17 protein-coding genes are annotated in these 19,198 nt (G+C 46.7%); all 17 read right to left on the bottom strand.

The window, feature by feature from the left end; translation table 11 throughout:
* Positions 1 to 44: 44 nt before the first annotated feature.
* The 17 genes from EIM92_RS17440 to yfmF all read right to left on the bottom strand — a co-directional run bounded on the left by EIM92_RS17440 (position 45) and on the right by yfmF (position 19,081).
* A complete protein-coding gene (locus EIM92_RS17440; RefSeq protein ID WP_125083810.1) occupies positions 45 to 911 on the bottom strand; it encodes a 2-oxoacid:ferredoxin oxidoreductase subunit beta in 867 nt (288 codons plus the stop codon).
* On the bottom strand, positions 912 to 2,672 hold the full coding sequence (locus tag EIM92_RS17445) for a 2-oxoacid:acceptor oxidoreductase subunit alpha (protein ID WP_125083812.1): 1,761 nt from the start codon (positions 2,670 to 2,672) through the stop codon (positions 912 to 914). It abuts the gene before it with no gap.
* A gap of 228 nt (positions 2,673 to 2,900) precedes the next feature.
* Positions 2,901 to 3,854, bottom strand: coding sequence for a dipeptidase (locus EIM92_RS17450; protein WP_425464163.1), 954 nt, complete (start codon positions 3,852 to 3,854; stop codon positions 2,901 to 2,903).
* A 154-nt stretch (positions 3,855 to 4,008) separates the two neighbouring features.
* Complete coding sequence (locus EIM92_RS17455) at positions 4,009 to 4,269, bottom strand: stage V sporulation protein S (RefSeq protein WP_006286829.1); 261 nt, start codon at positions 4,267 to 4,269, stop codon at positions 4,009 to 4,011.
* 128 nt (positions 4,270 to 4,397) lie between these two features.
* Positions 4,398 to 5,192 carry a TIGR00282 family metallophosphoesterase gene (locus EIM92_RS17460; protein ID WP_125083816.1) on the bottom strand — a complete coding sequence of 265 codons (795 nt, stop codon included), beginning with the start codon at positions 5,190 to 5,192 and terminating at the stop codon, positions 4,398 to 4,400.
* Between the two features lie 85 nt (positions 5,193 to 5,277).
* Complete coding sequence (rny, locus tag EIM92_RS17465; RefSeq protein ID WP_125083818.1) at positions 5,278 to 6,819, bottom strand: ribonuclease Y; 1,542 nt, start codon at positions 6,817 to 6,819, stop codon at positions 5,278 to 5,280.
* Positions 6,820 to 7,102: 283 nt separating this feature from the next.
* Complete coding sequence (locus EIM92_RS17470) at positions 7,103 to 7,930, bottom strand: regulatory protein RecX (protein ID WP_125083819.1); 828 nt, start codon at positions 7,928 to 7,930, stop codon at positions 7,103 to 7,105.
* 134 nt (positions 7,931 to 8,064) lie between these two features.
* On the bottom strand, positions 8,065 to 9,123 hold the full coding sequence (gene recA / locus EIM92_RS17475) for a recombinase RecA (protein ID WP_125083821.1): 1,059 nt from the start codon (positions 9,121 to 9,123) through the stop codon (positions 8,065 to 8,067).
* 686 nt (positions 9,124 to 9,809) lie between these two features.
* Entirely contained in the window at positions 9,810 to 11,075 is a 1,266-nt protein-coding gene (locus EIM92_RS17480; RefSeq protein ID WP_125083823.1) for a competence/damage-inducible protein A, read from the bottom strand.
* A gap of 53 nt (positions 11,076 to 11,128) precedes the next feature.
* The gene (gene pgsA, locus EIM92_RS17485) at positions 11,129 to 11,716 is read right to left on the bottom strand and encodes a CDP-diacylglycerol--glycerol-3-phosphate 3-phosphatidyltransferase (RefSeq protein ID WP_125083825.1); all 588 of its coding nucleotides are present in this window, start codon (positions 11,714 to 11,716) and stop codon (positions 11,129 to 11,131) included.
* Positions 11,713 to 13,041, bottom strand: coding sequence for a 30S ribosomal protein S12 methylthiotransferase RimO (gene rimO, locus EIM92_RS17490; RefSeq protein ID WP_125083827.1), 1,329 nt, complete (start codon positions 13,039 to 13,041; stop codon positions 11,713 to 11,715). Before rimO ends, pgsA begins: the two co-directional genes overlap by 4 nt.
* Before the next feature lie 140 nt (positions 13,042 to 13,181).
* Positions 13,182 to 13,673: a YajQ family cyclic di-GMP-binding protein gene (locus EIM92_RS17495; RefSeq protein WP_125083829.1), complete on the bottom strand. Its 492-nt coding sequence runs from the start codon at positions 13,671 to 13,673 to the stop codon at positions 13,182 to 13,184.
* Positions 13,674 to 13,895: 222 nt separating this feature from the next.
* Positions 13,896 to 14,912: a helix-turn-helix domain-containing protein gene (locus EIM92_RS17500; protein ID WP_125083831.1), complete on the bottom strand. Its 1,017-nt coding sequence runs from the start codon at positions 14,910 to 14,912 to the stop codon at positions 13,896 to 13,898.
* A 436-nt stretch (positions 14,913 to 15,348) separates the two neighbouring features.
* The gene (locus EIM92_RS17505; RefSeq protein WP_125083832.1) at positions 15,349 to 15,603 is read right to left on the bottom strand and encodes a DUF3243 domain-containing protein; all 255 of its coding nucleotides are present in this window, start codon (positions 15,601 to 15,603) and stop codon (positions 15,349 to 15,351) included.
* 142 nt (positions 15,604 to 15,745) lie between these two features.
* Positions 15,746 to 16,513, bottom strand: a complete 768-nt coding sequence (ymfI, locus tag EIM92_RS17510) for an elongation factor P 5-aminopentanone reductase (protein WP_125083834.1) — start codon at positions 16,511 to 16,513, stop codon at positions 15,746 to 15,748.
* Between the two features lie 3 nt (positions 16,514 to 16,516).
* Positions 16,517 to 17,797 (bottom strand): EF-P 5-aminopentanol modification-associated protein YfmH, encoded by a 1,281-nt coding sequence (gene yfmH, locus EIM92_RS17515; protein WP_125083836.1) that lies wholly within the window; start codon positions 17,795 to 17,797, stop codon positions 16,517 to 16,519.
* Between the two features lie 3 nt (positions 17,798 to 17,800).
* The gene (gene yfmF / locus EIM92_RS17520; RefSeq protein ID WP_125083838.1) at positions 17,801 to 19,081 is read right to left on the bottom strand and encodes an EF-P 5-aminopentanol modification-associated protein YfmF; all 1,281 of its coding nucleotides are present in this window, start codon (positions 19,079 to 19,081) and stop codon (positions 17,801 to 17,803) included.
* Positions 19,082 to 19,198 lie beyond the last annotated feature (117 nt).

Below are 19,198 nucleotides of genomic sequence, written 5' to 3' on the forward strand. Positions count from 1 at the left end.
AAAATGAAAAAGATGTCCTCCCAAAAAGGACATCCTTCACTGTTTTATCTAAATTCTGCTACAAGATTGTCAAACTCAGCCTGGGATAATGCCAACGATTGATGCGCCAGCGGCTCCTGAGAAAAACCGTAAACCAAATTCTCGTAGCTCTTCTTCTCTTTATTCTGGTAGATTAAGCCGGTAATCATACTGCCCGTTTCCATCAGCTTGGTCATTGCAGCCAAACGATTCGTAGAGTCGTAGCCTTCTAGCGTATCCAGATTGATGATGTTTTCTTTGAACCAATCATAGGTGTTCACTTTGTTGAACGTCACGCATGGACTGAATACGTTGATCAATGAGAAGCCTTCATGCTGAATACCTTGTTCGATCAAGGAGGTCAGCTGCTTCAGATCACTGGAGAAGGATTGCGCTACGAAAGTAGCTCCCGCAGCAATGGCCACCTCAAGCGGGGACAATGTCGATTCAATCGATCCTTCAGGCGTACTCTTGGTTTTGAAGCCCTCCCCGCTTCGCGGGGAGGTTTGACCTTTCGTAAGTCCATAGATCTGATTATCCATGACGATGTAGGTAATGTTAATGTTCCGGCGAATCGCATGAACGGTATGCCCCATGCCAATCGCGAATCCATCGCCATCTCCGCCGGAAGCGATGACAGTCAAATCGCGGTTCGCCAGCTTTACACCTTGTGCGATAGGAAGAGCCCGCCCATGAATACCATGCAGTCCATAAGCGTTAATATATCCAGAAATCCGGCCGGAACAACCAATGCCGGATATAACAGCCAAATTCTCCGGCTCCAGTCCTACATTGGCCGCAGCGCGTTGAATGGCAGCTTGCACGGAGAAGTCTCCACATCCAGGGCACCAATTGGGTTTTACTTTATTACGAAAATCCTTGAAAGTTGCCATTTATACCAACTCCTCCTGCGGTTTATTCCCAGCTACATTTTTGCATTCGTTATAAACTTCCGAAGGAAGGAACGGATTACCGTCATATTTAAGCGCATTAACAATTTTATCATGATAACCAATGTTTTGTTTGATTAAGTTGGCCAGTTGGCCCGTTGCGTTGTTTTCCAGAACGAGTACTTTCTTCGCCTTCTTAATTTGCGGAAGCACCTCTTCAACCGGGAACGGATGCAGTAAACGAACGGTCATATGGTTCGTCTTGATCCCTTCACCATCCAGACGACTACGTGCCTGATCAATGGTACCACCAGTTGAACCCATACCAATGAGAAGAATGTCAGGCTCAGCATGCGGAGCTTGCAGATGGATCGGATTCGTCACCTGAAGTTTATTTAGCTTGCGCAGACGCTTATCCATCATTTTCTTCCGGTTGATCGGGCTCTCCGATGGACGTCCAGCCTCGTCATGCTCGACCCCGGTAACGTGGTGGATTCCGTTCTTCTCTCCTGGCAGAACCCGAGGAGAGATGCCATTCTCTGTAAATGCATAGCGATTGAACATACTGCCATCTTCACGATCAGGAATATCCTTGACCACATATCCGCGGTCGATAACAATTTTGTTGTAATCAAGCATTTCACAGGACTGCTTGCCCAATGAAAGCTGAAGATCCGTCGCCAAAATAACAGGCACTTGATATTTGTCAGCTAGATTGAAGGCTTCAATCGTATCGTAGAAGCATTCTTCAATCGAGCTTGGCGCAATCACGATCTTCGGTATCTCGCCGTGGGTACCATAGATCAAAGCGTTAATATCACTTTGCTCCTGCTTCGTTGGAAGACCTGTACTCGGCCCGCCGCGCTGCGTATCTACGATAACCACAGGCGTTTCCGTCATCCCGGCTAGTCCAATTGCTTCCATCATCAGGGATAAACCAGGGCCTGCTGATGCAGTCATCGTCCGAACGCCTGCATAATTCGAGCCAATCGCCATCGTAATCGCCGCAATTTCATCCTCGGTTTGAATAACAGTTCCACCGAATTTCGGTAGCTTCTGAATCAGATATTCCATAATTTCGGAAGCCGGTGTAATTGGGTATGCACTCATGATTCGGCAGCCGGCAGCAACCGCTCCAAGACCGATCGCATCGTTACCAATCATGAACAATTTCTCCTTGCCGTCTGCCGGCCCCAGCTTGAAGCTATCAATCGGCCCACCCGCAAGCTGTAATACGAAATCAGCACCGCGTCTCACCGCTTCTATATTCTTCTCAACAATCGTCGGCCCTTTACGGCCAAACTCTTCTTCCACGGCTTTATTAAACACTTCTAACGGTAGACCCAGCAACGCCCAGGATGCTCCAGAGGCTACCATATTCTTCATCAGCGAAGTACCTAGCTCTTCCGCAATTGCCGTAATCGGTACTGCAAAGAGAGTTGCACCCACTCCTTCAGGAACCGTAGGATCGAATTTAGCATCCGCTATGATGACGCCACCGCTGCGAAGCTCATGTGCATTCAAATCGATACTTTCTTGGTCAAAAGCGACTAAAATGTCCAAATCGTCGGAAATCGCACGAATCGGCATTGTACTGATCCGAATTTTGTTATTCGTATGGCCGCCTTTAATACGGGAGGAAAAGTGTCGATACCCGTATAAATAATACCCAAGTCTGTTTAAGGCCGTCGAAAAAATTCGATCTGTACTTTCAACGCCTTCACCCTGCTGTCCACCGATCTTCCAAGACAATTGACTAATCAAGATCGCCCACCCCTTTAATCGTATCGCTATAACACTATTAAGATATCTATAGTGCAGCCAGAATGTTAACTTGGAAACAGAATTCACCGCCTCCAAATTTGTGAACATTCTGTTTCAGAGTCATGTCAATTTTATGTCGCAAACAAATAAAAAGCAAGCGTTTTCGTGCCTTTTCTTATATAGTTGTTTTCGATCATATCAATCTCACGATTGGATTAATTAAAGCGCTTACTTGTTTTTTGGCAACCACATGCGTAAAAATGCGACCGCGTTATCGTACAGCCACCCTCGCACAAGCTGCTCCGGGTAATGCTTCAGTAGCGTTTCAACCCAATCGGAATAGCGTCCGCAATGATTTAAATCACTAACGTGACTCTCGATTCCATCGAAGTCTGAGCCGAACATAATGATGTTCTCTCCACCCAAAGCACAAATATGCTCGATATGCTTGAGTAGATGGCTGCTTGACACTGCATCGCCCTGATGCACAAACCAGGGGACAAATGTCACACCAATCCGTCCATTCAACCGTATAATAGCTTGAATCTGATCGTCGTGCAAATTTCTAACATGATTACAAATTGCGTACGCATTGGAATGTGAAGCAATAAAAGGACGCCGCGCCTTCTCTGAGAGCTCTACAAGCTCCCAGAAGCCTTTATGCGACAGATGGGACACATCCAGTATCATTTCTAATTGATGGCATAGATCAACGAGCTGGAGGCCTTTAAGTGTAAATCCTCCGTTGCGCGGCTCTAATATACCGTCGGCTGCCCAGTTGGCATGATTCCAGGTGAGCCCGAGACAACGCACGCCCAAATCAAAGCAAATTTGCAAATAATGCAAATTGCCTTCTAAGCCATCCGCCCCCTCCAGCGACAGTAAGCCCCCCATAGCACCGCTTAGCTCCCATTGCTCCAGCTCTTCGACATAGCGAATGGGAGTAAGACCATTCGGAATGACCTTCGTATTGTAAATATCTATTTGATTCAGAATATGCTCAATAGTCGGTGAACCAAGCTGCCCGGATAAAAAAATGGCAAAGCATTGCAGCATTACACTGCCTTGTCTCATTCTCTCTGCGGTTACATCAAGTCTTTTGTCTGTATTGAAATCCATATGAGGATGAAGACGCATTTTGCTCAATGCATCACAATGGAAATCGACAACTTTGTAGTTCAACCTCATCACCCCGTTTTTTATAATCTGATTACATTACATCTTTTATCGTGAAATGAAACGATAAGCCAACAATCTATCCTTCCTTAAACGCAAAAAACCTGTCTACGTTAACATGCTCGTAAACAGGCACTTAATCTTCGAACGATGTTATATTTTATCTAGGCTCAACGATCAGTTTAATGGCTGTACGGTCTTCCCCATCGATGACAATGTCAGTAAACGCCGGAATACAAATCAAGTCGACACCACTGGGTGCGACGAATCCCCGGGCAATCGCTACCGCTTTAATGGCTTGGTTCAGAGCACCGGCTCCAATGGCTTGAAGTTCAGCAGCGCCTCGTTCTCTAAGAACACCTGCAAGCGCACCGGCAACGGAGTTGGGATTGGATTTTGCTGAAACTTTTAATACTTCCATGGTAAGTACCTCCCTGGGAATAATGGTTGATTCCACTACTTAGAAGATATTCGGTAGAAGCGAAAAAATTCCTGCTTTTTCCCCTGTACTCGTCCCCTGTAACCACCATTTCAGCTATTGTCTTCGACTTACTCCATGATCCATTCATCTTCCAGCAGACGAATTTTTTGAATCTGCTTGGCTCGACCTGAAGCCTCATCTATCTCTACAACTACTGCATGAAAATGCCATTTCCCTTCACATACCTGAAAACGTACTGGCAGCTGTGTCGTGAACTTCCGCAGCACCGCTTCCCTTTCCATGCCAAGCACGCCTTCCCGCGAGCCTACCATGCCCACGTCGGTCAAATAGGCCGTTCCTTGAGGCAATATAATATCATCGTTGCTTTGCACATGCGTATGCGTTCCTACAACGAGGGAAGCCCGGCCATCCAGATGCCAGCCCATCGCAATTTTCTCTGAAGTAGCCTCTGCATGAAAATCCACGAGGATGCATTTGTGTTTCTTTGCTAATTTTCCTATGATCTCGTCTGCCGCCCGGAATGGATCGTCAATCGCAGGAAGAAATGTTCTCCCCATTAAATTAACGATCGCCAGTTCCTTCCCGTTCGCTTTAATTACGGTATGACCGAGCCCAGGGGTACCTGGGGGGAAATTAGCTGGCCGAATCATCCGTGGCTCATCATCGATAAATTCAAATATTTCCTTATTGTCCCATGTGTGATTTCCCATTGTAAGACCATGTACGCCAAGCTCGAAAAACTCTTTAGCAATCGCCGCAGTGATCCCTCTTCCCCCCGCAGCATTTTCACCATTGGCAATGATGACCTGCGGGCCAAATTTGGACTTCAATTGCGGCAGCGTTTGCTTCAATGCTTTGCGTCCCGTACTTCCCACAATATCTCCGATAAATAAGACCTTAATAATGGGTTCCTCCCTAAAATCAAAATTATTCTCTCATAAGCATGAGAAAAAGCGGCCCCATAAGGGCCACTTCTCATCATTAACTTTACTTCGCATATTCAACCGCCCGCGTCTCACGAATGACGGTAACTTTGATATGACCCGGATAGTCCAGTTCATTCTCAATCGTCTTCGTAATATCTCTAGCCAGACGGAATGCTTCCGCATCGTCGATTTTATCAGGCTGTACCATGACACGAACTTCACGTCCAGCTTGAATGGCATAGGATTTCTCCACGCCTTCAAACGATTCCGAAATTTCCTCCAACTTCTCAAGGCGTCGGATATACGTCTCCAACGTCTCGCGACGAGCGCCTGGTCTTGCCGCTGATAAAGCATCAGCCGCACCAACCAGCATGGCGATCACCGATGTAGCCTCGCAGTCCCCGTGATGGGATGCAATACTATTAATAACCACCGGATGCTCCTTGTACTTCTTAGCCAGTTCCACGCCGATCTCGACATGAGACCCTTCCACTTCATGATCAAGCGCTTTACCGATATCATGCAGCAGTCCCGCTCGCTTAGCCAGAACGATATCTTCGCCTAATTCGCCAGCCATCAGACCTGCCAAATAAGCAACTTCCATCGAATGCTTCAGCACGTTTTGACCGTAGCTTGTCCGGAATTTAAGACGTCCCAAAATTTTGATCAGATCCGGATGGAGCGCATGAACGCCAACTTCGAAAGTCGCTTGTTCACCGTATTCACGAATCCGTTCATCGACCTCGCGACGTGATTTCTCAACCATTTCTTCAATCCGCGCCGGATGAATCCGTCCATCTGCTACCAGCTTCTCCAGCGCAGTACGGGCAATTTCGCGACGAATCGGATCAAAGCCCGACAAGATGACCGCTTCAGGCGTATCATCAATAATAAGATCAATCCCGGTCAGCGTCTCAAGCGCACGGATATTCCGGCCTTCACGACCGATGATCCGCCCCTTCATCTCTTCGTTCGGCAACGCTACAACAGAAACGGTGGTCTCCGCAACATGATCGGCCGCACATCGTTGAATAGCTAGCGTAATGATTTCGCGCGATTTCTTATCGGCGTCTTCTTTCGCCTGCTGTTCAATATCTTTAATCAGCTGCGCCGTCTCATGGCGTACTTCCTGCTCCACATTATTCAGGATAATAACTCTAGCATCCTCCATCGTTAGGTTAGAGATCCGTTCCAATTCCTGAACTTGGCTTTTGTAGATCTGGTCAATTTGCTGCTGTGTCTCTTCAATTCGCTTCTCTTTGCCTGCCACCTGCTCTTCTTTTCGTTCGAGCGATTCTAATTTTTTATCCAGCGACTCTTCCTTTTGCAACAATCGTCTTTCTTGCCGTTGAACTTCATTCCGACGTTCACGAATGTCTTTATCAGCTTCAGTCCGGATTTTATGGACTTCGTCCTTAGCCTCCAGAACTGTTTCTTTCTTCAGTGCTTCTGCGTCTTTCTTTGCGCTTTCCAAGATTTGACTAGCAGCGTGTTCCGCACTGGAAATTTTAGCTTCTGCAAGAGATTTGCGAATAAAATATCCGATCACGAACCCAAAGAATAAAGCGGCTGCAACGAGAGCGACCCAGACTCCATCGTGCATCTGTTCACCTCCTCGTTGATTCCTCCAAGGCATTCCTTGGGATACTTGCAGTTGTAGTTAACTTCCTCAATTCATCATCATTACTAAGAATCGAATACAGGCCGATTCAGGTAGGCCGCTCATGGTAAAACATGAGCCAATTCGTTATAAGCCTTCATGATTGGCGAATAGAATGTGTACAGAGTCATGATTTTGGAAGGAAAAAAGGACTCTGCGCATATAGACATTTTATTATTTGACGAAAGATATTGTCAAGCAATTGACGGTATCTCTACCACCAGGCCTATCCCTCTTCCCATTCCTCCGTACTTTCCTGGCCTTCCTGGTCGACCAATTCGCGAAGAACTTTGGAAACAAGTCCTCCAGAGTATCCTCTGCGCATTAAAAACGCTCCCGTTTTCCGCCTTTTGTCCATACTTTCGCCTTTTGTAGAATTCCATTTCTTGAGCCCCAACTGGAATGCACTGGCATATTCATCCTCTTCACTAACCTCGCCAAGCGCCTCCTCGATTAAAGGCTTCGCAATGCCCTTCTGGCGTAGTTCATGGCGAATCCATAGTTTTCCCTTTCCACGATTACCAACACGCTGCTTGGCCCATTCCTGAGCGTATGCGGCATCATCCACAAGTCTCTCTTGCGTAAGCCTGCGAATCACGTCACTTACCACAGATTCGCTCCAGCCCTTTTCTCCAAGCCGCTGAGTGATTTCATAAACCGTACGCGGCTTCCGGCTTAAATACACAAGAGCATCGCTGTAGCTTCTCTGGCGCTCATCCGCAGCTATAATTTCCTCTAAGTCAGCCTTAGCAAATGTCGCACCCTTGATCATCCGATATTTAATCATAACATCTTCATGAACTTCCATGGAATAGGAATCGAAATGAATTCGATAACGAAATTTGGGGCGCTTTAGAGCTTCCACCCTTGTAATTTCTAATTCCTGGTCCTCCGGGAAATCCGCAACCCCTGGTCCCTCGTTAAAGAATTCTTCTTTAGTATTTCCCCAAAAACGCTCTTCAGATATATCAACTATTCCCTCGACTTCCTCCAAGTGGCTCTCCCCCTTCTCTGAGGGTTTCAGTTTCCTCCGGTTGCCGTACCGCTCGTGCATCGGACAATCCTCCTTGCTGCGATTCTTCTTGTTTATTCCGTCAGAAGACATGGCTTGGTTTGTACCCATTATCTAAAATAAAAGCGCTCTGTTCTGGACACACCAGATTACAGAGCGCATATCATTATAAATTATTATTCCTCGAAAAGCGCCTGCTCTTCTTTGGCTTCTTTTTCTAATTCGTCCGCCGATGCCACAGGAACCACCGCAGTCAAATTACTGACTTCGCGAATTTTCTGTTCAATCGCGTCAGCGATCTGCGGATTATCCTTTAAGTATTGCTTCGCATTCTCGCGGCCTTGACCAAGCCGCTCGCCAGAATACGAATACCAGGCTCCACTCTTGTCGACGATGTCATGCTCTACGCCGATATCAATAATACTGCCTTCTCTAGAAATACCTTCACCATACATAATATCAATCTCAGCCTGCTTAAAAGGAGGGGCCACTTTATTCTTGACAACCTTGACGCGCGTACGGTTACCAACCATATCATTCCCCATCTTGATCGTCTCTACACGACGCACATCCAAACGGATTGTAGAGTAAAATTTCAGAGCCCGTCCACCGGGCGTTGTCTCTGGATTACCGAACATAATGCCGACTTTCTCACGCAATTGGTTAATGAAGATCGCAATCGTCTTTGATTTACTGATCGCTCCCGACAACTTACGAAGCGCCTGAGACATCAATCTTGCCTGTAAGCCGACGTGCGAATCCCCCATTTCGCCTTCAATTTCCGCTTTCGGAACCAGCGCTGCAACGGAGTCGATAACGATAATGTCGACGGCGCCGCTTCTTACGAGTGCTTCCGCAATTTCAAGCGCCTGCTCCCCAGTATCTGGCTGAGAAAGCAGCAACTCGTCAATATTAACGCCAAGCTTGCTGGCGTAAGAAGGATCCAACGCATGCTCCGCATCGATGAACGCAGCTTGTCCGCCAATTTTCTGAACTTCTGCAATGGCATGCAGGGCTACGGTCGTCTTACCTGAGGATTCCGGCCCGTAAACTTCAATAATTCGGCCACGCGGCAACCCGCCTGTGCCAAGAGCTATATCTAACGCCAACGAGCCACTGGGAACAATTTCCACCTGCATATGAGTGGACTCACCTAGCTTCATAATCGAACCTTTACCGAATTGCTTTTCTATTTGACGAAGCGCCATATCGAGCGCTGCACGACGATCTGACAATTAGCTCACATCCTTATCAAATTGATTAATCATAGGACTTCATATTTGTAATTGTACCTTGTTTTGGAACGTTTGCCAAGCACTTTTTCGAACATACATTCGGGGGGGGGGGGGGGGGGGGGGGGGGGCTCAACCCACCCAAACCCTCCCTTACCGTAAGGGAGGGCCCCCGCAGGGCTTGCAGCCCTCGGGATTCCCGCAAATTGGAGGAACGTGGGAGGAGCAGAGGTGCTCCTGCCGCTGTCCCCTTTGGGGATGCGCTCTAAGTTTGTGCATAGAACGCTTTTCCCCCTTCGGGTACGTCTTACATTAGGTTCACCTGGGTTACCTGAAAACACGCTGCTCAAAGAGACAAGTTAGCGCTACCGAGTTAGTTCGCTGCTACTAGCCGCTTGTCGCCCTTTGGGCACGCTTTAGGTTTGCGCTCCTGCAAGGTGACCCTGGAGTTATGATCGTGCGATTTCCTTCTACTTCCTGCAAGGAGGGCGCTATCCCTGCGGGACTGGCTTGGGTCTGTTCATGAGCTAAACACATGTTAGATAAATAAGGGCTATTTTTGCAAATCTATGACACCAAATGGGTCGTCCCGGGACAACAGAAAAAGAACCGCAGCACAACAAATCAGTTAGGCTACGGTTCTTCCGTGATCTCATTATACATCGAAGCATAGACGCTTGCAAATATGATTACGCCTCGTCAGCTATCTCTTTCAATTGCTTCCACAGGTGGTATAGAATCGTCTTAGCAGAGCGAGTGCGGATTGTTTCTCGGTTCCCCTTCAAGTTCAGTTCCAGAACAAGGGTATCGTGCTCGCGTCGGGAAATACCGATATATACAAGGCCGACTGGCTTACGCTCCGAATACCCGGGGCCGGCAACGCCGGTAATCGACAAGCCGAAATCTGTATCCACGATCATTCGCACCTGCTCAGCAAGTACCTTTGCAGTCTCAGCGCTGACGGCACCAGGAGCATTTTCGCCCTCTAGCAAGTCATGTGGAACGTGAAGGAGCTTCTCTTTCATTTCATTGGAGTAGCAGACGATTCCGCCTTGGAATACCGCACCACTGCCTGGAATAGAAGTCAAGGTCTCCATCAATAAGCCACCGGTGCAGCTTTCGGCGCAGCTCACCGTGAGGTTCAGCTCAGTAAGCATATCTATAATCGTCTTCTCGATTGGAATATCCCCGGTAGCATACAAATGATCTCCGAGCCGAGAGGCTATTTCCTTCTCTAGCGTGTCCAGCTTGGCCATCGCTTCGCTTTCGCTGTCCGCCTTCGTTGTAATGCGCAAGGTAACCTCACTCTCTTTAGCATACGGAGCTACGGTTGGATCGCTTTGTTTCTCGATCAGATCGATAACCCGAGTTTCCAAAGCAGATTCTCCGATTCCCGCGAATTTCAGCATTTTCGAATAAATCGGCTTTTCATGAGTTAGAACTTGCTGCAGTATCCAGGTTTTCGCCTGATTTTGAAACATAGGAATCAACTCTTTCGGCGGCCCGGGCAATACAATATAGAACTTGCCATTATGAGCGATAGCATTCCCTACAGCGAGCCCCGTCTCATTCGGCAACGGCGTACATCCATCTATAGCATGCGCCTGGCGCCGATTATTCTCGGTCATCGGAATATTTCGCCCCCGGAAGAACCGGTCAATGTTATCCATCGCCATGCGATCATAATGGAGGTTTCTTCCTAATACTGACGCTAATGCCTCTTTCGTTAAATCATCTTGCGTTGGACCGATGCCACCTGAGAAAATGAGCACATCCGCTCTGGATTCAGCGGTATGAATCGCTTGGCGCAAGCGATCCATATTGTCACCAACAACAGTTTGGAAATATACGTCAATTCCGAGAGAAGCCAATTCCTGAGACAAAAACTGGGCATTCGTATTCACAATTTGTCCGAGCAAAAGCTCGGTGCCTACCGCGATAATTTCAGCTTTCATATCTCTCCATCGTCTCCTTCTGCCACCAAAATAAAAACAGTCAGTTCTCCAATTTAACTTTTAGAGAATGAAAGCAGCTTTTTGTTCTTCACAAAATAATCGATGCCGGAGTATATCGTAATTAATGTAGCAATCCATATCGCGATTTCATCGAATGGAATATTGAGCCATTCAAAAGGAAAATTGTTCAGAAGCAGCGCTGAAATCGCAATGATTTGAGCAATCGTCTTCGCCTTTCCCCAGTTGCTGGCCGCAATTACCGCCCCTTCCAGCAAGGCGATTTCCCGCAAACCCGTCACCGCAAACTCACGGCTAATGATAATGATTGCAATAATCGCTTCGATTTCGCCCATCGCAACGAGCGCAACCAACACTGCGGCAACCAGCAATTTATCCGCAAGCGGATCCAGCAGCTTGCCAAGATTCGTAACCAAATTATGCTTGCGGGCAATATATCCATCAATGCCATCCGTACTAGCAGCTATTATAAACAGTAAAGCCCCAATCAACTGATTTACCGGCAGTGTAAACGAACCCAATGACAGTTCATAAGACCACCACGGGAAATCCACCAGCAAAAAGACGAGCATAACCGGGATCATAAAAATTCGGGCAATTGTAATGCGATTAGGTAAATTCAAAGGACACCCTCCCCGGACAAATCATATTCATAAGCATGCGTAATCCGCACTTTAGCCATCTCGCCGATGCCGACGGGACAGTTTGTTACATACACTTCACCATCAATTTCGGGCGCATCAAATTGCGAACGCCCAATATAGACGTCGCTACGTCCATCATAACGCTCCACAAGCACGTCCAGGACTTGTCCCACGAATTTACTGGCATTCTCATTAGAGACCTCTCGCTGAATTTCCATCAGCGTCGTGGCACGCCATTCCTTCACCTCATCTGGAATTTGATCCGGCAGCCTTGACGCCGGCGTATCTTCTTCCTTTGAATAGGTAAATACGCCTAAACGGTCAAACTTGATCTCTCTTACGAAATCGCATAGACGAGCAAAATCATCTTCTGTCTCACCCGGAAATCCGACGATAAGGGAAGTTCGGAGCGAAACATTCGGAATACGGGAACGTATTTTGGCAATCAGCTCGCGGATGTCACGATTCCGCCCCGGTCTGCGCATCCGTTTGAGCAGAGCATCCTCACTATGCTGCAGCGGCATGTCAACATATTTACATATCTTTGGATTCGTTGCAATCATCTCAATTAATTCATCCGTGAAGAAGCCCGGGTATGCATAGTGCAGTCGTACCCATTCGATACCGTTAACCTTTGTAACCTGATCCATCAATTCAGCGAGCTTATATTCACCATAAAGATCCGTTCCGTAATTCGTCGAGTCCTGTGCGATCAGACTGATCTCCTTTACCCCTTGCGACGCCATAAGCTTGCCCTCAGCCACAATCGATTCCATCGAACGACTGCGAAACTTCCCGCGCATTATCGGAATGCTGCAAAAAGTACAGTTATTATCGCAGCCCTCCGCGATTTTTACATATGTAGTATACTTAGCTGTCGATACTTTACGAGGGAGAACCTCCTCATAATTAAACACAGGATTCCCGACTTGAATCGGTTTCTTACCTTTCAGGGCTTCGTCCACGATCTGAGCAATATTATAAAAATCCCCGGTTCCGACAATACCGTCGATCTCCGGCATTTCTTCCATTAGGGCCTGCTTGTAGCGCTGAGTCAGACAACCGGATACAATGAGCGCCTTCAGGTTCGCTGTCTCTTTTAAATCAGCTAAATCGAGAATCGTATTCACTGATTCTTCTTTGGCAGCATCAATAAATCCACAGGTGTTAACGATAATAACCGTCGCCTCTCCACGATCCTCCACAAGACGATAGCCTCTCTGATCGATTAGTCCTGACATAATTTCCGAGTCAACCAGGTTTTTCTCACAACCAAGTGTAACGATTTTCACTTTTTCTGTCATATATCAGTATCCCCCAATGAAATTAGCCGATTACCCGTTTTTCCCTACAAGTATAAGCTTTAGGAACATACCGTGTCAAAAACGTGTAAAGGTCTCTCACCACGCGATTAACGCAGCGAAAGACCAACATTTTTAAACGCCTATTTGAAGTTGGTAAATTGTAAATCGAGCGACAGATCCCCTTTGCGGAGCATCTGCATCACCTGCTGCAGATCATCCTTGCTCTTGCCGGTAACCCGGATTTGATCGCCTTGAATTTGGCTTTTGACCTTCAGCTTTGAATCGCGGATCATCACATTAATTTTCTTAGCATTCTCCGCATCAATGCCTTGTTTCAGCTTAATACGCTGACGCACCGTTCCTAGCGACGCCGGCTCTACTTTACCGTAATCCAAGTTCTTGATCGGCAACCCTCTCTTAATCATTTTCGATTGCAGAATATCAATGACAGCGCCGAGCTTGTAATCATCGTCTGAGACGACAACCAATTCATCCTTCTCGACTTTAAGCTCGGTCTTGCTCCCTTTGAAGTCAAATCGGTTAGCTATTTCCCGCTCCGTCTGGTCGATCGCATTCGTAAGTTCCTGCATGTCCATTTTGGAGACGATATCAAATGAGCTTTCAGAAGCCATATTTCTCCGTCCTTTCCTGTTTACTTATCTCTAATTAATTATATGTAATCCTATGGGCAAAGTCCAACCTCACAGTGTCATTGAACCTGAGCAGTTGGATCATCAAATTTAGAAATATGCAAAAAAGGTATTCCTCGGATAACGCCCGAAGAATACCCTTTTCTTGCACATTACAGCAATCAATCTTTTAATTAGGTTGTTTCTCTCCGGGGGTTAAAGCGGTTATTCTGTACTCAGATCGGAGTCAGCATCACTTTCCCTTCCAGCTTCGGCTTCTGTGCCAGATGCACCTGTATCCATGTTAAGCTGGATTTTGGAAGTATTCTTGCCATCCTCAACGACCTGTCCCGCCACAGTAATTTGCGTGTACGAGGAAGCCCCCGATTTAATATACATTCCTTCAGGACCAAGTTCATAAGTCAGCACTTCGCCCTCAGATGTATTATCGAAGTACAGCTTCTCACCGTCCTTGCCTCCCTTATACACTTCGACCCAGCTCCTACCGGTCGCGTTGATCACAACTTGCACCGGCTGCCCGCTAGGATTGGATACTTTAAAATTGGTTGTGCTACCGCTCTTTCCGTCCGGCAGGACAACAACATCTCCATCAGCCCCCGCATCAGTACCGTTATTCGATCCGTCATCCGTACTGTCAGGCGTGTTAGAGTTTTCTTGGTTCCCATCGGCAGCGGACGACGTATTCTCCTTCTCCGACTGCTGCTCGGCAGCTTTACCATCATTAGACCCATTAGAAGCTCCGTTCTGGCTCTTATCGCCTTGCTTCGCAGGTGTTTCCGATTGGGTTAATTTAGTTGGATCCGTCTCATTTTTCTTATCCGCAGTCGGATCTTTACCCCAAACTACAAAATACGTATAAATGACGATCAGGATTACTATTGTAAAAGACCACATCAGCGCCGTAGACATCCATTTAGAATTACGCCCCGATGTTTGTCTGCTGCGGCGTTTCTGTAACACAGGCTCCATCGTCTGCTCCACCTGAGGAGCTGGTACATCTTGACGATGCTCATTGAGCAGCTCATCTGCATCCACTCCAACCGCTTCGGCGTATGTCTTTATAAAGGCCCGCACATAAAAACTTCCCGGCAACACTTTATAATCTCCCGCTTCGATGGCTTCTAAATATCTTTTGCGAATTTTTGTCATATCTTGTACATCATCCAGTGACAAGCCTCTGGCAAGGCGGGCTTCCTTCAATTGCTGGCCCAAATTCGACACGTCCATCACCTCCTGCAAATAGTTGAAATATAATTTATGATTTCAAAATTGAAATATAATTTTCATAATAGATCAGAACACTTCGATACATTAAACGTATGCACCCTATAAATTGTTACGCTTCGCTTTAATATTCCAGAGCCTGATTTATCCTGTGTCTATTTCACCAAAAAAAGACGACAATAACGCCCTCTCTCATCAATGTACTTCAAAAGACCTACGAATTTATGTATCGGAATGTTCAAACCCTTAAAAACTCTCATTCGACAATATGGGTCATTATTCCTGCATCGTGTTGCCGGCACTGAAAAGTATGCAGAATTAAAGCGAACAATTACAATACGTGTTTTATGATATATAAAATAATTTCGAAAGGCAAGCGGCTGTATTAAATGGTAGAAAAAGCTCCCCATTACAGGGAGCTTTTCTACGTAAACTATGCGTTTTCCTTAGCTAACTTTACCATCAGCCGAGCGATCGTCTTGCGCTCTTCTTCATTACCGACATCCCAAAGCTCTTTGAGGGTGCGGTTAGAAGCATTTTGTGGATCTACCTTCTCGTCCAGAAATCCGCCGATCTCATAAGCAAGACGAGCTATAGCCTCTTCGCTCAGACCTGATCTTTCCGCATGTTTGACGCGTTCACCCAAGAATTTCTTCCAGGTATCAAAATTTTTGAGTACTGTTGACATGTTTAAATCCTCCTTCACTTGGACGTGAGATTTAAAATCAACAGTCGTAATATGCGAATTAAACAGCCTATTTATTCGTCATGACACTTGAATCGCTTAACCATTCCTTCCCTGTACGGCTAAGTTCGTTTTGTCTTGCCATTTACGTAAGCCAGCCGCCGTTAGGACTAATGATTTGCCCCGTAATATATCCTGATTCCGGAAGTGCGAGGAAATAAACCAACGACGCGATTTCTTCTGGCGAGGCTAATCTCCCTGCAGGAATTTCTTCCTCCAGCATACGAATTTCCTCAGCGTCAAAGCGTTCCATCATATCCGTTTTTACAGCCCCCGGAGCGACCGCGTTGACCGTTACACATGAAGGGGCTAGTTCTTTAGCCAGCGCCTTCGTAAAGGCGTTCACGCCCCCCTTGGCGGCGGAATAGACGGCCTCACAAGCTCCACCAGAAATCCCCCATACTGAAGAGACATTAATAATCCGTCCAAAACGCTGGTGAATCATATAGGGCATAAATGCCTGACTGCACAAAAACACGCTTTTTAAATTTATATCCATCACTTCATCCCACTGCTCTTCTTGGACATCCGACAACAGGCTATAATGAGATACCCCCGCATTATTCACCAGAATATCCGGTTTAAGACCGCGACTCTCCAGCTTTTCCTTCATCCGATAAATCTCTTCCCGGCTTCTCAAATCAGCATTGACCGTAAATACCTTGGCACCAAGCTCAAGACATTTCCTCGCCACTTCATTGGCTGCTTCGTGCGATTTCATGTAATGAATGATGATATTCATGCCGACCGCTGCAAAACGGAGCGCGATCTGAGCCCCAATGCCTCTGCTCGCCCCCGTAATGAGCACGGTCACTTCCCCAATGCTTTTATCTATCCCATGATTGATGTTCATATATTACGGACTGACGACGAGCGATACCGCTAACTGTTCCCAATTAATATGCTCGCGCAACCGGTTGTTCACCTCTTCCAGAGTCAAAGATTCGTAAATCTGCAATACGGAGAAGAGATCTTGGCCCCGGAACCGATAACGGGTAAATTCATGAGCGATATTTTCCGGTGAATTTAACATGCGCAAATAACTTCCAATTTTTTTCTTGCGCGCCCGCTCGAAGTCATCGTTCACAAACCCCTTAGCAACAACCGCTTTAATCTCTTCCGTTACAATTTCCAGAAGACGCTCCGGATCCTTTGTGTCGCCACCGATCGCCGAGAAGGCATAGTTCGGATTACTGTTATATTCATGGCCGAAGCCGTCGGAAATAAGATCCATGTCATACAGATTTTGATACAGCTTCGTACTGGTACCGATCAGCAAATCCAAAGCCAGCTTGATCGCTAAATCCCGACGCAGCAAAGCCTCACCCGTATTCCCGAGATTCGTCTCTTTAAACCCAAACAAGCATTTAGGCAGAGAAACAGGAAGCTTGACAACTTTACGCTTCTCATGCACCTCGACTGGCTCCGCATCGAATAGCCGCTTAATTTCTCCCTGGGGCTCATATTTCTTCTTGGCCTGATTGCTCCGCACCACAGAGAATACCTCTTCTGGATCAACGCCGCCTACGACAAACAACAGCATATTGCTCGGATGGTAAAAAGCGTCATAACACGTATATAACGTCTCTTTTGTGATCGTTCCAATGGATTCCACCGTACCTGCAATATCGATATGAACTGGATGAACGGAATACATTGCCTCGATCAAGCCGAAATACACGCGCCAATCTGGATTATCCTGATACATGCCGATTTCTTGACCAATGATGCCCTTCTCCTTTTCCACGTTCTGATCTGTAAAATAAGGATTTTGCACGAAGTTCACCAACGTCTCCAAATTTTCCATCACGTTCTCCGTAGCGGAGAATAAATAGACAGTTTGATCAAAACTTGTAAAAGCATTAGCGGAAGCACCTAAAGAAGCAAATTTGGCAAAAATATCGCCCTCCGGCTCCTCGAACATTTTATGCTCCAGGAAGTGGGCAATGCCATCCGGCACCTTCGTATCGGCTTCACCTTCTACTCGGAAATGATTATCGATCGAGCCGTACTTGGTCGAGAAAGTAGCATACGTCTTCTGGAAGCCCGGCTTAGGAAGCACATACACCTGCAAACCATTATCCATCGTCTCCCGATATACCGTCTCTTTCAATCTTTCATGCGTAATGACTTCCATGAGCTACACCTCCTTCTTTCCTGTCAAAAAGTAAATCGTATCCAATTCAACCGTGTTGGCCACTTCCACGACATCCTCCGTCGTGATAGCTTCAACCTGCCGAAGAAGCTCTTCTGCCGGCCGTTCCCGATCAGACAATACACGATTAAAGTCATACGCCACCATATCAAAAGCAGAATCCTGCATTTCCAGCAAACTGTTGCGAATCATCGCCTTGGTCTGAGACATTTCTAGTTCGCTAATTTGACCTTCGCGCAAGCTGCCTAGCTGTGCCTTAATAATTTCAAGCGCTTTTTGATAATTTGCAATTTCAATCCCGGACTGGATCGAAATAATTCCCTTATGGCCATCAAATCTTGATGCAGCATAATAAGCCAAGCTTTCCTTCTCCCTAACGTTAATAAATAACTTGGAGTGAGGGTAGCTGCCTAGAATACCGTTATAGAGAAGCGCTGCTGCATAGCGCTCATCTCCATAGGTCACCGGAATGCGCAGACCCATATTCAGTTTGCCTTGTTTGACATCGAGTACCTCTTCTACAGTGCGAACATCATCTCCAGACAGATGGCTCTGAGCAGGCACATATTGCGGCGAAGCAGATCGTCCTATGTTAAAATGCTGCTCCACAAGTTTCTGTACTTCTGCAAGCGTAGTGTCTCCAACGACGTACAAATCAAGGTTTGCCTGTTGCAGCCACTGCTGAAACGCCTTGTACAGCGACTGGGAGGTGATTCCCTCCAAATCCTTGCGCTGACCTAACGGGTGAAGGCGATATGGGTCATTCCGGAACATTTCCTCCATGCACCGTTCCGCGGCATAACGAATTTTATCATTGATGATCGCTTCAAGCTTCTTGCGTACCGTCTCCCGCTCCGAGCTCACATATGCGTTACGGAATACACCGTTTTCCATGACAGGTTTCGTTACGACTTCACCGAGAAAAGAGAATGTTTTTCGCAGCAAAGAATCGTCACTGGACACAAAATCGTCGTTAATCGTATCCATGCGGAACTGGACAATTTGGTAATTTCCACGTTTATATACATCAAAGCCGAAGCCCGCGCCATATAAGTGTTCAAGCTGCTCGCGAAATTGAATCGTCTCTGGATACGAGACCGTACCCCGCCGCAGTACGAAAGGCGTTAGTGCTGTAGTTGTAACCGTCTGCTCATTTAGCGGAATTCCCGCATAGAGCGATACTGCGAAGGTTTTGAATCTCGTCGTCGGCAGAACATGAATTCGAATATGACCGGCGCTGCCCCGTTCAAATACAGTTTTATTCAATATGAAAACTCCTTTACAAGAGACTATCTAGACTTTAAATACAGGCAATTTCAGTTCCATTCTATACCATCGCAAAGTAAAGAAGCAACCCGATGAAATGAGCGGCTGCTTCCCTTT

The organism is Paenibacillus lentus (assembly GCF_003931855.1).
Classification (GTDB): domain Bacteria; phylum Bacillota; class Bacilli; order Paenibacillales; family Paenibacillaceae; genus Fontibacillus; species Fontibacillus lentus.